At 71.3% G+C, this 14,425-nt stretch carries 9 protein-coding genes and 1 pseudogene; 5 read left to right on the top strand and 5 right to left on the bottom strand.

Features of this window, described 5'->3' with window-relative positions:
• Window positions 1-21: 21 nt before the first annotated feature.
• Window positions 22-1,002 carry an ABC transporter permease gene (locus AC13HU_RS15335; protein ID WP_483042414.1) on the bottom strand — a complete coding sequence of 327 codons (981 nt, stop codon included), beginning with the start codon at window positions 1,000-1,002 and terminating at the stop codon, window positions 22-24.
• Between the two features lie 31 nt (window positions 1,003-1,033).
• Window positions 1,034-2,686, bottom strand: a complete 1,653-nt coding sequence (locus AC13HU_RS15330) for an ABC transporter substrate-binding protein (RefSeq protein WP_483042413.1) — start codon at window positions 2,684-2,686, stop codon at window positions 1,034-1,036.
• A gap of 251 nt (window positions 2,687-2,937) precedes the next feature.
• Here AC13HU_RS15330 and AC13HU_RS15325 point away from each other — a divergent pair, with 251 nt between their 5' ends.
• Window positions 2,938-4,110 (top strand): LacI family DNA-binding transcriptional regulator, encoded by a 1,173-nt coding sequence (locus AC13HU_RS15325; RefSeq protein ID WP_483042412.1) that lies wholly within the window; start codon window positions 2,938-2,940, stop codon window positions 4,108-4,110.
• A gap of 257 nt (window positions 4,111-4,367) precedes the next feature.
• Here the strand turns inward: AC13HU_RS15325 and AC13HU_RS15320 are convergent, their stop codons facing one another.
• Together AC13HU_RS15320 and AC13HU_RS15315 are read right to left on the bottom strand one after the other, a co-directional pair.
• Window positions 4,368-5,999: an alpha-amylase family glycosyl hydrolase gene (locus tag AC13HU_RS15320; RefSeq protein ID WP_483042411.1), complete on the bottom strand. Its 1,632-nt coding sequence runs from the start codon at window positions 5,997-5,999 to the stop codon at window positions 4,368-4,370.
• 207 nt (window positions 6,000-6,206) lie between these two features.
• Window positions 6,207-8,621, bottom strand: coding sequence for an SdrD B-like domain-containing protein (locus AC13HU_RS15315; protein WP_483042410.1), 2,415 nt, complete (start codon window positions 8,619-8,621; stop codon window positions 6,207-6,209).
• A gap of 288 nt (window positions 8,622-8,909) precedes the next feature.
• On the opposite strand from AC13HU_RS15315, the gene AC13HU_RS15310 reads away from it, so the two are divergent.
• Window positions 8,910-9,605 (top strand): hypothetical protein, encoded by a 696-nt coding sequence (locus AC13HU_RS15310; protein ID WP_483042409.1) that lies wholly within the window; start codon window positions 8,910-8,912, stop codon window positions 9,603-9,605.
• 42 nt (window positions 9,606-9,647) lie between these two features.
• Here AC13HU_RS15310 and AC13HU_RS15305 read toward each other — a convergent pair whose 3' ends face one another.
• Window positions 9,648-11,003, bottom strand: a complete 1,356-nt coding sequence (locus AC13HU_RS15305; RefSeq protein ID WP_483042408.1) for a right-handed parallel beta-helix repeat-containing protein — start codon at window positions 11,001-11,003, stop codon at window positions 9,648-9,650.
• 88 nt (window positions 11,004-11,091) lie between these two features.
• On the opposite strand from AC13HU_RS15305, the gene AC13HU_RS15300 reads away from it, so the two are divergent.
• The 3 genes and pseudogenes from AC13HU_RS15300 to AC13HU_RS15290 form a co-directional block, all read left to right on the top strand.
• Entirely contained in the window at window positions 11,092-12,324 is a 1,233-nt protein-coding gene (locus AC13HU_RS15300; RefSeq protein WP_483042407.1) for a Dyp-type peroxidase, read from the top strand.
• 436 nt (window positions 12,325-12,760) lie between these two features.
• Window positions 12,761-13,456 (top strand): hypothetical protein, encoded by a 696-nt coding sequence (locus AC13HU_RS15295; protein WP_483042406.1) that lies wholly within the window; start codon window positions 12,761-12,763, stop codon window positions 13,454-13,456.
• Between the two features lie 269 nt (window positions 13,457-13,725).
• A pseudogene (locus AC13HU_RS15290) lies at window positions 13,726-14,425 on the top strand (hypothetical protein); the annotation flags it as partial.

Here is a 14,425-nt window from a genome sequence, read left to right as displayed (position 1 = left end):
CCGTAGGGGAAGTCATCTCGGTCACCGCCTGGTCCGGGGGTCGAGGACGCCGTAGAGGACGTCCACGATGAAGTTCGCGACCAGCACGCACACCGTGATCATCAGGAAGAGGGCCTGCATCAGCGGGTAGTCGTGGTTGGTCACCGCGCTGTACAGCAGATGGCCGACACCGGGGTAGTTGAAGACCTGCTCGACCAGCAGCGAACCGCCGACCACCCCGCCGAGCGCCATGCCGAAGCCGGTGAGGTTGGGCAGCAGCGCGTTGCGGGCCGCGTAGCGCAGGGCGACGGTGCGCCCGCGCAGGCCGTTGGCCTCGGCGAAGGTCACGTAGTCCTCGCCGATGGTGCCGATCATCGTGTTGCGCATGCCGAGGATCCAGCCGCCCAGCGAGGTCAGCAGGATCGTCAGTGCCGGCAGCACCGCGTGGTAGAGCGAGTCGCCGAGGAAGCCCAGCGAGAAGTTCGGCACCGCGTCCGCGGAGTACGCCCCCGAGGTCGGGAACCAGCCGAACACGTAGCCGACGAAGAAGACCAGCAGCAGCGCGGTCCAGAAGTACGGGAACGCCGCGAGGAACGCGCCGGACAGGGTGGGCAGCGAGTCCAGCCAGGTGCCCCGCTTCCAGGCCGCGGCCACGCCGATCAACGAGCCGACGACGAAGGCCAGCACGGTCACCAGGCCCACCATCACCAGGGTCCAGGGCAGCGCCTGGCCCACCATGCCGGAGACCGACTGCGGGAAGAAGGTGTAGGACACCCCGAACCGCAGATGGACGACGGTGTTCAGGTACTCCACGTACTGGTGCCACCAACTACCGCTGGGCACGCCCAGTTGGGCCTCGATCGCGGCCCGGGTGGACGGCGCCACCGGGCCGTTCTGCGAGAGCTTCGCGACGGCCGCGTCGGCCGGCGAGCCCGGCATGAGCCGGGGCAGTGCGTAGTTGAGCGTGACCGCCGCCCACAAGGTGAGCAGCAGCAGCCCGAACTTGCGCAGGATGTAGCGCATGAGGGGTTCTCCTCGTCCCTTCCGCGGTCGCCTACTTCGCCAACCGCAGATGCGTCATCACCAGAAGCGGGGTGGAATCCCAGGTCTTCAAGGACGCGTACGGATTCTGCGGGCTGGGCCAGCCCGTGAACTTCTTGTCGCTGGAAAGGCCCCACAGCCCGCCGTAGAAGAGCGAGATCTCCGGCAACTGCTGGTACACCACGTTCTGGAGCTGGTCGGCCAGGCGCTTCTGCTCGGCCGGGTCCGAGGTGGTCTTGAACCGGCTCAGCAGCGCGTCGGTCGCCGGGTCGCCGTAGCGTTGGAAGTTCGACGCGGTGGAGGTGCCCACCGGCTTCTTGAAGTCCGAGTTCAGCAGGTTGTTGTAGTCCTGGTAGAGCGATCCGGAGCCGCCGACGGTGCCCAGCGCCAGGTCGAAGTCGCCGTTCTGCAAGGACTGTTGGTAGGCCGCGGGCTGCGGCTTGTCGAGCTTGACGGTGATCCCGACCGCGCGGAGCTGCTGGATGATCTCCTGCGCGCCCTGCATCCAGTCCGCCCAGCCGTCCGGCACCGTGAGGTTGACGCTCAGCGGCTTGCCCGCGCTGTTCACCAGCTTGCCGCCGCGCTGGGTGTATCCGGCCTTGGCAAAGGCGGCGAGCGAGGCCGAGGTGTTCTGGGTGACCATCCCCTGGTTCGGGATGGAGGTGTTGAGCATGGCCTTCTCATTGGGCAGCAGCAGCCCGGTCTGGCTGGCCGCCTTCACATAGCCCTGCTCCGCCTTGTCGGCGATCTGCTGGCGGTTCAGCGCCAGCGACAGGCCCTCGCGGAAGTCGAGGTTGTCGAACGGCGCCTTGGTGAGGTTCGGCAGCAGCCCGATGATGCCGCCGGGCGGGAACCAGTAGCTGTGGTGCTGCTTGTCCGCCTTCACCCAGGTGTTGTCCACGTTCGGGAAGAAGGAGTACGCCCAGTCGTAGCCCTGGGTGGCGATGGCCAGGTCCGGGCTGGAGCCCGGGACGACGATCTTCTGGACCGCGACCTTGTCGGCCTGCCAGTAGGTGTCGTTCTTGGCCAGGGTGTACTGGTTGGGCGTGAAGCGGGCCAGCGTGTACGGGCCGGTGACCACGGGGTCCGGATCGGTGTACGTCACCGGGTTCTTGACGGTGCGCCAGATGTGCTCGGGCACGATGAGTGTCTGCTCGATGACCTTCGCCGCGGGGACGTCGGCGTCCTTCAGGTGGAACACCACGTGGTCGCCGCTGACCGACACCGAGCGGATGTGCTGCCAGACGCCCGTCGTGTCCAGCGCGGGGTGGCTGCGCAGCAGCTCGAAGGTGAAGGCCACGTCGGCCGGCGTGAACGCCTTGCCGTCCGACCATCGCACGCCCTGCCGGATCGTGAAGTCGACGGTCTTGGTGTCCGGCTGGGTGTAGCCGGTGGCCAGGAACGGCGTCTCGGCGCCGTCGAGGTTGTTGACGACCTCCAGCGGCTCGTACATCCACGTCGTCAGGTTGCGCTTGTTCGGCGAGAACGGGTTGAAGTTCTTGAAGAGGGCCGGCGTGCCGTTGTCGGCGCCCCCGACCAGCAAGGTGGTGGGGCCGACGTTCGAGGTGCCGGACTTCACGGAGACCGAGCATCCGGTGGCGACGAGCATGGCGGCGACCCCGAAGGCGGCGACGGCCGTCAGCCGTCTCCCGCTGGCACGCTTCATGGTGGCGTGATCCTCTTCTTTGAGGGCCTCCGAGAAGGGAGGGCACAGGCTCCTGCCTGCACTTTCCGCACTGTATGCGCATACATTTCGTTTCCGCAAGGTTCCGGGACCGTGAACTGTGGACGGATTCCGGACCCGCGCCGACCGCACCGGAAGCAGCCGCGTGGCCTGGGAGGGTACGGTGTGCTTCCGGCGTGTATGCGCATACGTGGAACGGGCGTGTACGCGCTTATCGGAGGAGGGGTATCGGGGTGGTCACCGCGCGGAAACCGGCGACGGGCACGACCGGCACGCCGACGGTCTACGACGTGGCCGAGCGTGCGGGTGTGTCGATCGCCACAGTGTCCCGGGTCTACCGTTCACCCGACGCGGTGCGCGCGCCCACCCGGGAGAAGGTGCTCGCCGCCGCCCGCGACCTCGGGTACGTCCCCAGCGGCAGCGCGCGCGGCCTGGCCAGCCGGAACACCGGCATCCTCGGCCTGTGCATCCCCGACTACACCGACCCCGAGACGGACGCCCCGGGGGACGGCGACGAGAGCGCCGCCACCCTCTACGCCGACCAGATCATCCGCGGCATGGAGCGCGCCGCCCGCAGCCGCGGCTACGCCCTGCTGGTCGCCGCCTCGCTGCGGGAGGGGCCGACGACCCTGGTCGCCACCCTGGCCGGACACGTCGACGGCTTCGCGGTCATGTCCCGGACCGTGGCGGCCAGGGAACTGGAGACGGTCTCCCGCCGGATGCCGGTGGTGATGCTGGCCGGACCGCCCGAGTTGGTCCACCTCGACAATGTTCAGGTCGACAACCGCGCCGGGCAACGGGAACTGACGCGCCATCTGATCCAGGAACACGGCCTGACCGAGCTGGAGTTCGTCGGCGGACCGTCGGACTCTCCGGACGCCGAGGCGCGCTTCCTCGGCTACCAGGACGCCTGCCGCGACGCCGGCCTGCCGGTCCCGCCCGAGCCAACCCTGCGCGGCGACCTCACCCGCACCGCCGGGCGGGACGCCGCGCGGGCGCTCATCGACGGGTCCGGGTCGGGGTCCGGGTCGGGTTCGGATGCCGGCTCGGATGCCGGCTCCGGCTCCGGGTCCGGCGGGGCGGCGGGGCTGCCCGACGCGCTGATCCTGGCCAACGACCAGATGGCGGTAGGGGCGTTGGCGGAGTTCTCCGCGCACGGCATCCGCGTTCCCGAGGACATCGCGGTGACCGGTTTCGACGGCATCCCGCTCGGCGCGATGGCCCACCCGCCGCTGACCACCGTGCGCCAGCCCAGCAGGCAGATCGGCGAGGAGGCGGTCGCGCTGCTCGTGGACCGTATCGGCGCACCGCAGCGTGAGCCGCACGCGCTGATGCTGCCGGTGACGCTGGTGCTGCGGGCGAGTTGCGGCTGCGGGGAGCCCGTGCCGGCGCAGCGGCGCGGGTAGCGCGGCCGGGCCGGCCGGGGCGGCGCGGCCGGTGCGGTGGCAACTCGGGTGCGGAGGGCGGCAGTTGGGCTCGTACGGGTGCGGGAAGCGGCTCCTGCCGCCGGGACCCGGGCGGCGTGGGAAGCGGCGCCCGGGGGCATGTCGGACGCCGACTCCTGCTTGTCGCAAGAGACTTGTGAGCGCCGGCGTCAGGGCGCTCCCCCGGCGTCGGTGTCGTGGGCCTCGTCCGCGACCGCGTCGTCGCTGTACACGTCGGCCTACACAACAGCGTCCGGGGCGAGTTCGTAGATGCCGTAGGAGAACCCCGCGGCCTGGATGCCGGATTCGGTCAGCTCGACGCCGTGGACGGCGAGCGGTCGGGGGGCGGGGCCGGTGGCGGGCCACGGGGCTGTGGCGGGCTCGCGGCGTCCGTTGACCACCACGAGGTGGCGGTCGCCGCGCAGGTAGACGAAGGGGTAGTCGCGGTGCAGCACCCGCACCGTGCCGCCGGTGCCGAGCGCGGGTGTCGCCTTGCGCAGCGCGATCAGCCGCCGGACGTGGTGCAGCAGGGAGTCGTCGTCGGCCTGGGCGGCGGCCACGGTGGGCCGGTGCTCGTCGGGGTCGACGGGCAGGTAGAGCCGGTCCGGACTCGCGGCGGAGAAGCCGGAGTTGGCGGAGTCGTCCCACTGCATGGGCGTGCGGGACCCCTGGCGGGCCTCGGTGTCGAGTTGGCTGCCTTCCTTGTCCGGCAGGCCGGGTACGTACCGCATGCCGATCTCGTCGCCGTAGTAGACGACCGGGAGCGACGGCCAGGTGAGCTGGAAGGCGAAGGCGGGCGCGACCATGTCGCGGGTGCGGGGGCCGCAGGTCAGCCGGGAGAAGTCGTGGTTGGCGGTGGGCAGGGCGACATGGCCGGCGCCGTCGATCGCGTCGTCGGCCTCGCGCCAGGCGGCCAGGAAGGTGCTCATCGTGCCCTGGCCGTCGGGGTCGAAGTAGCAGGGCCGGCCGTCGGCCCACGGCCCCTGGCTGCCGGTGCCGTTGTCCCACAGGGATCGCAGCGCGGGTCCGGTGAAATGGAGGAAGAAGTCCGCGTGGAATCCGGCCGGTACGGCGGTCTTGGGGTCGCCCCATTCGGACAGCAGGATGCACCCGGGGTGGGTCCGGTCGATCCACTCCCGCATCTCGGCCCAGAGCCGGCCGGTCTCGACGAGCCCGGGGTCGTCCTTGACCAGGGAGGCGGCCATGTCGACGCGGAAGCCGGAGACGCCGCGGTCGAACCAGTGCCCCATGATCTCCCGCAGCGCGGCACGGTTGGCCTGGGGGCCTGCGGCGCTCACCGGCTGCCGCCACGGCTCGGCCGGGTCCATCCGGGCGTAGCCGAAGTTCAGGGCGGGCTGGATGGGATAGAAGTTCGCGAGGTAGTAGCCGCCGCGCGCGGCGTGGTTGGGGATCCAGCCGCGTACCGGGGAGGCGACGCGGTCGGACCAGATGTAGCGGTGGTCGTCCGGGTTCTCGACGGCCTCCAGGAACCAGGGGTGCTGGTGGGAGGTGTGCCCGGGGACGAGGTCGAGCATGATGCGCATCCCGCGGTCGCGGGCGGCCGCGATGAGCGCGTCGGCGTCCTCGTTGGTGCCGTAACGGGGGTCGATGGTCAGGTAGTCGGTGATGTCGTAGCCGCCGTCGCCGAAGGGGGAGGCGAAGCAGGGGCTGAGCCAGAGCGTGTCGACGCCGAGCCATGCCAGGTAGTCGAGGCGTTCCCGCACCCCGCGCAGGTCTCCGATGCCGTCGCCGTCGGAGTCGGCGAAGGTCGCCGGATAGATCTGGTAGAGCACGGCGTCGGAGAGCCAGGACGGTGGGTTCCGATGCGCGGTCTCGGTTGCCTTGCCGTTCTGTTGTCCGTTGGAGCGCACGGGAGTCCTTTCGTCGAAGGCTGCGATTGTACGACCGTATGTAAGCGCATACAAGCGAGTGCGGGGGCGCCTGGCCTGGGCCGACGTGCTCGGGCCGACATGTCCGGGCCGACGTGCCTGGGCTGACGTGTCCGGGGCGCCCGGGGGCGGGCATGACGACGGGGCGGTGCGTGGTGCACCGCCCCGTCTACAGGTTGCGTACGGGGGTCAGTGGTGGCCGATGCGCCTGCGGCTCACGTAGGCGAACACCGCGCCCACGCCGACCAGTAGGGCGACGACCGCGAGGATCTCCGCGATGCCGGACATGCCGGTGGCGGCGAGAGAGCCCGAACTCGGGTGTCCTGGAGCCGAGTTGGTAGGCGCCGAGCCGTGCGACGGGGTGGATGTGGGGGATGAGGACGTCGGCGGCGGGGATGTCGGCGGCGTCCTCTTCGGGACGTAGACGCCCGCGTCGATCGTGTGGTCCACGCCTCCCGGCTTCGCGGGCGCCGTGACGGGCGCGGAGCCGTCGCACAACCGGCCGGTGGTCGGCGGGACCACGTTGGAGTCGTGCGCCCGGTCGGTGCCGACCAGCGGCAGGGTGAAGCGCAGCTTGTCGGCCCCCGGCTTGCCCGGCACGCCGCTGGTGTCCGCGGTGCACACGTCGAACTGGACGGTGTACTTCGCGCCCGGTGTCAGCTGGTAGGCGGCGCCGACCCCGCCGAAGTAGTACTCGCCGTCGGCGTCGGTCGTGGTCGTGGCGACCTGCTTGCCGTGGGCGTCGAGCAGGTTGATCGTCGCGCCCGGCAGCAGCACCTGCCCGGGGTCCTGGATGCCGTTGTGGTCGCCGTCGTACCAGACCACGTTGCCGATCTGGATCGGCGCGTTCGCCGCGGTGTACGCGATGTCGCCGAGGCCGCCGGCCTTGCCGAACCCGTTCTGTTCCTGGCCGACGAACTGGTAGGCGTTGGCGGACGGGCTGTTGCCCGGACCCTGACCGGTGGTGAGGTCGTGGTAGCCGGTGCCGTCGGTCTCGACGTTGACGGTCGGGTCGAACTCCGTGCTGACGACCGACGGTTCCTGCGGGATGTGGGCCACGGCGCCCAGCGCGGTCTCCTGGTGGCCGCCGACGTAGTAGTCACCCGGGAAGTACTCGACGACGCTGCTGGGTTCGTTGTCGTCGTTGCCGGGGGTGGCGTGGTTGGGGCAGTCGCCGGTGCCCTCCCACGAGTAGCCGCCGGCGGGATCGGCGCAGGCCATGTTGATGTCGCCGCCGGACATGCCGAACTCCGGCGTGCTGTTCCCGGGGCGGGGGTCCAGCCCCTTCGCGCTGAGGACGTCCATGAAGCGGTCGCGGAAGCCCAGCACCATCGAACCGTCGTTGGCGAAGGCGAGCCCGGACAGCTCCGGCTGCGGGTCGATGTAGGTGGTGCCCGACGCCGCCCGGTCGTCCCACGTCGCGAGACTGGTGTTCCACGGGTTCCAGTGGGTGGCCTTGTCGGTGTTGCCGACACCGGTGAAGACGGTGCCGCGCTCGAAGGAGAGCGGCTGGGTCAGCACGGTGTCGAACCGCTTGCCGTCGTACGTGGAGACGACGGCTTTCAGGTCCGCGCGCGCTTGCGTGCTCTCCGCGTCGCACACGCCGCCGACGTACAGCTTGTTGTCGTGGACGGCGAGGGCGAACGGCCGCCAGTCGCCGGGCGCCGCGCAACCCGGGTCCGGAATCGGCACCGTGGCCTTGGGCGCCGAGGCGGTGGACCCCGTCGCGTCGAAGCTCACCAGGGTGCGGGTGAGCAGGTTCACCGCGTACAGCGTCGAGCCGTCCTCCGACAGGGCCAGGCCGCCGATGCTCTCCTTGCCCGGTGCCTCGGTGAACCCGGGGTCCTTGATCATGTCGGCGGTGTCATGCGGCGTCACCGCGGCGCCCGGCACCGTGGCGAACGGCTTCGCGCCCCCGCCGTCGACCGGCACGGTGTAGATCGCGTCACCGCCGTTCGGCCCGTACAGGGCGTACCGGCGGGCGAACGCGCTCTGGAACAGCCGTCCGCGGTAACGGTCGTACGCCAGGCCGAACGTCGTGCCCACCTCGGACTGCATGTCCAGGGTGGTCGGGCACGCCGTGTCGGTGGGGCAGGTGCCCCGGGCGCTCGTCCCGAACGCCACCAGCGCTTGGGTGTCGGTTCCGTTCCCACCGCTCTGGATCGGTACGAAGTACCGCGAGTCCGGCAGCGTGTAGTCGGCCGCGTCCCAGACCCCGGTGATCACCGAGGCGTCCTTGCCGCCCGAGACGTCCACGAAACTGGTGAAGCTGTCGAAGTGGTTCGCCGCGGTGGAGGCGGGCGCCGCCCGCAGATAGTCGCTGTACGGTGCGGGGACGGTGACATCGACGCGGTAGCGGTCGCCGGTCAGCTTGGCCGACGGCGGTACCACGACCTTGCCGGTCGCGTCCGTGGTGCCGGTGACATGATGGCCGGCCGCGTCGGCGACATCGACCTTCATGCCCCGTTGCGGCACGTCCGTGGTGGCGTTGATCACGCCGGTGCCGAAGAAGTCCCGCAGCACCTCGACGGTCAGAGTGCCGTCGGAGGTCGAGGCGCCGGCCTGTGCGGCGCTCGTCACGACCGTGCCGGTGGCGGCGCCCATCAGGAGAAGACCTGAGAGCCCCACTCGCACCAGCCTGTGTAGTGGCATGGCATTCCCTTGTTCGTACCACGTCGGCGCCGACCGCCGACGTCGACACAGCAAGCTCGCGCGCCACGCTACAAGTTGACGGAGTGTCATGCACCGGAAACGCAAAGTTTCGGCGGGCCCTCCGGTGGCGACCTGTTAGCATCGCGCCGCGTGAGGATCACGAAGGGTCTCCCGCGGCGCGCGACGGGCCGCCGCCCCCGGCGGTCGCGGTTACGCTGGGCGGCTGCCGCCCTCGTCCTCGTGGCTGCCGCGGCAACCGCGTTGGTGCTGGTAGGCGGCAGCGGCGGCGGCTCCACCGGCCGGCGCGCCCTGACCTCGGACGAGGCGAACCGGCTGGCGATCACGCGGTTCCGCAACTACCAGGCGGGCGGCCGCGCGGTGACGATCACCGTGCCGAGCACCGCCGGCGGGCTGGTCGTCACCGGGTCCGTCGACTACCGCGCCAAGATCGGTTACGGGGTGGTCCGCGGCAGCGGGCGCGACACGTCCAGCGACGGGCTGGTCGAGTGGACGGCCACCACGGTGTTCGTCCACCCCATGGCGAACGCCCCGGCGGCGGCACCGGCGTCGCCGCCCGCGTCCGGCTGGTACGGCCGTCCGCTGACGACGGCCGGCAGTTCCCTGGACAGCTCGTTGTCCATCGCGCTCGGCCTCGGCAGCGACCGGCCGGACAACGCCGAACTGCTGCCGCAGAACGGCGCCGTCCGCGTCGGGCAGGGCACGGTGCGCGGCCATCAGGTGGTCGTCATGACCGGGCCGAACTCCCGTACCGGGAAGGGTACTTCGGGCACCGTCCGCTACTGGCTCGGCGCCGACGGGACCATGTACCGGGTACGGGCCGGCGTGGCCTCCGAGTCGGAACCGATGGTCATCGACTTCGACACCCAGAAGTACGTCGCCGTCCGGCCGCTTCCGGGCGTCACGCCGTCGCCGTAGTGCCGTGGCCCCGGCGGCAAGTCCGTTCTGCGGCAACCTCGTTCAAGAGGTCTGCACCCGGGCGCCGGTGGCGAGCAGCGACGGCGACGGCAGCGGGATGTCCGCGGTGTCCGGCAGCGCCGGAACGGCCGGCACGGCGGTGGCCCCGGCGGTGCCGGCGTTCGGGAACTGCGGCTGCGGGCCCGGCGCGGCCACGTCGGTGAACGGGATGCCGGCGGGCGCCGTCGGCCTCGTCCAACTGCCCGACGGCGTCGCCGAGTCGGCCCGCACCGGACAGGACGCGGTGGCCGCGAGCCGCGCGGGCACCGTGGTGTGAAGTACGTTGCCACGCAGGCAATTGCCCTGCCCGTGCGTGGCGTTGGGGAACGTCCAGCCGACGTCGACACCGTTGGCGGTGAACGTGTTCTCCGTGATCTGGTTGCCGTCCGGCGGCAGGTCGGCCGTCGCGGTGATCACGAACCCGGCGTCGGCGTTGCCGGTGATCCGGTTGTGGACGAACCGGTTGCCGCTGCCGCCGTCCACCCCGACGCCGATACCCCAGCCCCCGTCGGCCTGTTCGGGCGTACGCGGCTGCTGGTTGTCCGCGATCAGGTTGCCGGCGACGACGGCCCCGCGCTGCGGGAGCAGCTTCTCCTGGTGGTCGGAGTCGGTGGTCAGGCCGACCCGGTTGCCGACGAGGCGATTGCCCACCACGTACATGTCGCCGCTGGCGTTGGTGCCTTCGTAGCCGACCGCGTTGAGCTCGGCGACGTTGTCCCGTACGACGATCCCGCACGGCTTGCACTGCCCGACGTAGATCCCGGAGTCGGCTCCGCCCGAGGCGTAGGAGTGCTCGATCACGCCGTTCTGCGCGGAGAACGCGTAGATGCCGTAGAGCCCGTTGCGGGTCGCGGTCACATACGAGACCAGGAACGACTTCAGGAAGGTGACGGGCTCGTCGCCGGTGTCGTAACCGCCGCTCTGCCCGGGCAGCCCGGCGACCGCCGCCGCGCTGCCGGTGACCAGCACCCCGTTCTGGGTGTTGTTCTCCACGGTGAGGTTCTCCACCGCCACCCCGGGCGCGGCGACGACGACGCCGTTGGGCTGCCGCAGCCGCCCGTCGATGACGACCTTCTGCCGGGACTCGCCGCGCAGCGTGACGCGGGCCGTGTCGATCCGCACCGACTCGTGGTAGACGCCCGCGGCGACCAGCACCATGTCGCCCGGCCGGGCCAGGGACACCGCGGCCGAGATGGTCGGGGCGTCGGCAGGCACGCGGATCGTCACGTGCGCGCCGCTGGGCCGCCGGCCCTGGTCCGATCCGTCGTCGCCATGGCCGCCACCGCCGCTGCTACAGCCGGCCAGGAGCGCCAGCGCGACCAGTAACGCTGCCGTCACGCGAAGTGCTGATCGAGGCATGGGCACAGTCTGGCACGGCGCCGAAATCCACGGCGTTCTTTGGGAGTTGAGGGGTATGCGGGGATGCGGATGTGGCACTCTGCACATCATGCGCCCGCCCGATCACCAGCCGTCACGTCGCAGGTTCCTCGATGCGACCGGCGCCTTGGTGGCCTTCGGCCTTGCCGCAGGGTGCACCTCGGACTCGGACAACTCAGGCTCGGGCAAGTCGAGTTCGGCCAAGTCGGCGTCGGAGACGTCGGGTTCGGGCGCGTCGGGTTCGGCCGATTCGGGTTCGCACGGCCCCTCCGCGGCGGCCTCGACCGCGCCGGTGACGCCGACCGGCGCGCACCAGGCGGGCATCACCCTCCCGCAGCCGGCCCAGAGCAACCTGCTCGCCGTGGTGGCCGACCTGACCGCCTCGGCAGCCGTCGGCCCGCTGCTGGCCGAACTCGGCCGGACCGTCAGCGCGCTCACCGCGGGGTCCGACGCCCGGCTGCTCGGCCTGCCGCCCGGCGATCTCACCGTGACGATCGGGGTGGGCCCACGGCTGGTACGGATGGCCGGCCGATCGCTGCCCGGCGCGACCGACCTCCCCCGGTTCTCCCGCGAGCGGATCGCCCCCGAGACGCGCGGCGGTGACCTGCTGCTACAGATCTGCGCGAGCGACGCCCTCGTCCCAACTGTCGTCGCCACCAACCTCCTTGACCAGGCCGGCGACCGACTCCGCGAACGCTGGCGCCAGTCCGCGCACCGCGGCCCGAACATCCCTGTGGACAAGACCCTCACCGCACCGCGCAACCTGCTCGGCTTCATCGACGGCATCGTGGGCCCGCACACGACCGCCGCGCAGGAACGCCACCTGTGGCTGGCCGGACCGGCCCCGGTCGCGGGCGGCACCATCGCCGTGCTGCGGCGCATGGAACTCGACCTGCCGCGGTTCGCCGCGCTGTCCGTCGCCGAGCAGGAAGCGGTCTTCGGCCGGCGCCGGTCCACCGGCGACCCGCTGTCCGGCGGCACCATCACCGCGGACCCGGCCCTCGGCGCCAAGACCCCCGAGGGGCGCTACCTCATCCCGGCCGACGCCCACGTCCGCCGCGCCAACGCCAACGCCGTGGGCGTCGGCCTCATGCTCCGCCGCTCCTACAGCACCGACTCACCCGCGGCCGGCCTGCTCTTCATCAGCTTCCAGAACGACATCCGGACCTTCACCAACACCCTGACCCACATGGACGATTCCGATGCGCTGCTGGGCTTCACCACCACGACCGCCGGCGCGACCTTCCTGATCCTCCCCGGCTTCGACCCCCAACGCCCCCTCGGCTCCACCCTCTTCCCCTGACTCCTGACCCCTGCCACCGTCACCGCCGTGGTCGTGGCGCTCGGCCGCGCCTTGCCCGGGTGGCTGACGGGGTGGCTGACGGGTTGGCTAGTGCTTCGCGTGGCCGTCGTACTCCTCGCGAGCGGCGAGGACGTCCTCGACGTACCGCGCCGACCACTCCGTGAGCGCCTTGAAGGGGCCGCGCAGCCCGTCCCTCCCGGTCGCCCGGGGAACGGTCCTCCGCCGTGCCCACCCGCACCACAGTGCACGGTCGGCGGGGGCGTTCGGCGGGGGCGTCGCCCGAATGGGCGACCTGGCGCGCGCCTCCGCACGCGGAATGGCACGGTTGGGGTGCAGCGGCCGACCTACGGGGGACGGAAGCCGCCGCCGCCCGGTCCGGCGGGAGATTCGTCGGCCGGGAAGACGCCAGCACAGCGGTCCGCTTGGAGGATGATCCGTGCACGGCAAGTCGTTCAGCGAGCGCGTCGGTCACCTGTTGCATCGGCGTCCGGGCGCCTCGCGCCCCACGCGAGAGGGTGCCGAGCCGGACACGTTCGGCCTGGAGGAGGAGAAGGTCCTCCGTTTCGTTGACGGCACGCTGGACCCCGCCGGCGAGTCGCAGCTCGCGGAGGAGGTCGCCAAGACCCTTCCCCGGGGTTGGTCCCTGCACCCCCGGGCCAAGGAGCGGCTGAACAAGGTCACCGAACACCTGGGCAGCGAACCTCAGTTGCTGGAATGGCTGGACCACTACCCCGGCTTCCCGCGGCTGACCGCGCGCATGTTCGCATTGATGGGCAGGCTCGACCAGTTCAGCATCGACGCCGGAGTCGTCGAGGCGCTGCGCGCGTCCCGTGCCGAGGATCCGTTTCCCGCCGGGCTGAAGGACGTCCTGACGCCCATGACCAGCGAGGAGACGCTCAGCGACATCGCCTACCGCCTCAACGGTCTCCTCTTCGATCAGCGTACGCAGGATGCGACCCGACTCGCCCTGGCGACGACCGACTGGCTGCGGCACGTCGCCCAGCGGGCGGCGGCCCCCTCGTCCTCCGAGGGCCGTGGGTCCGAGGCCGGTGAGTCCGAGGTCCGTGAGATGGGCGACGTGATGACCCACCTGCACCAGGACATCAGCGAGGCCGCGGGCTCGAACGGTTAGGGACGCCGAGCGCCGTGCCTCGCCGCCGGGGCGCGGCGGAACGGGTGCCGGTCGCCGCCTGACCCTTTGTCAAGAAACGGGAAAGCACCCACCAGACCCTACCTACGCCCGCGTTCACCCGAACGGGTGATGGAATGTCCGAATAACCGATCGGGCAGGTAGGGTCGGCCGCAGCAATCCCGGACACAAGTCCGGACATAAGTTCGGCCCCCGGCAGGACGGCAATCCTGATCGAGGGCCTGACCACCAAGGAAGAGAAGACCTTCCCGATGGCTGACCGCCAGTCTATCGCGGCCCCGCCCGCGTACCAGATCCCCGACGACGCGCCCCGCTCCGGCGTGCTGCACGTCCGGCACCGTCACACCGACCGGTTCACCGTGGTCGGCAACCACCTCGCCCAGCATCCCCGGCTGTCCGCCGTCGCGATCGGGCTCGCCGTGCACATCCAGTCGCTGCCTGACGGTGCCTCGGTCACCGTCAAGGCGCTCACCCTGCGCTTCCCCGAGGGCGAGATCACCGTCCGCCGCGCGCTCAACGAACTCGAAGCGGCCGGCTACCTCGAACGCCGCCGGGTCCCGCTCGGCGGTGGCCGCTTCGCCACCCGCACCCTCGCGTACGACCGTCCCGGCGCCGTACCCCAGACCGCCGCGGAGCCCGCGGCCCCGCCGCGTCAACCGCCCGTAGCGTTACCCGCACCCGTACCCGTACCGGAAGCCGCACCGGCAGCCGTACCGGCACCCGTACCCGTACCGGCACCGGCACCCGCACCCGTACCGGCACCCGCTCCCGCTCCCGCTCCCGCACCCGTAGCGCCGAGCGAGCGGGGCCCGCGTTCGCGCGGCGTGCCCGCGGTGGGGACGGCGACCGAACCCCGGGGGTTCGCCTCGGGTATCCCCGCGACCGGCCCGGCGGCGGATCTGCTCGCCCGGCTCCGTCTCGCCGACCCCCGACTCCTGCTCTCCGTACGGG

The sequence above is a fragment of the Streptomyces sp. NH27 genome, from assembly GCF_056859195.1.
The sequence above is the reverse complement of the archived record's forward strand: the minus strand, read 5'-3'. Positions and strand labels throughout refer to the sequence as shown.

What these genes read in the sequence shown, in the direction of transcription:
- AC13HU_RS15335 (WP_483042414.1), bottom strand. Translation starts at nt 1,002, where the DNA reads ATGCGCTACATCCTGCGCAAGTTCGGGCTGCTGCTGCTCACCTTGTGG.
- AC13HU_RS15330 (WP_483042413.1), bottom strand. Translation starts at nt 2,686, where the DNA reads ATGAAGCGTGCCAGCGGGAGACGGCTGACGGCCGTCGCCGCCTTCGGG.
- AC13HU_RS15315 (WP_483042410.1), bottom strand. Translation starts at nt 8,621, where the DNA reads ATGGGCGCCGCCACCGGCACGGTCGTGACGAGCGCCGCACAGGCCGGC.
- AC13HU_RS15305 (WP_483042408.1), bottom strand. Translation starts at nt 11,003, where the DNA reads ATGCCTCGATCAGCACTTCGCGTGACGGCAGCGTTACTGGTCGCGCTG.
- AC13HU_RS15300 (WP_483042407.1), top strand. Translation starts at nt 11,092, where the DNA reads ATGCGCCCGCCCGATCACCAGCCGTCACGTCGCAGGTTCCTCGATGCG.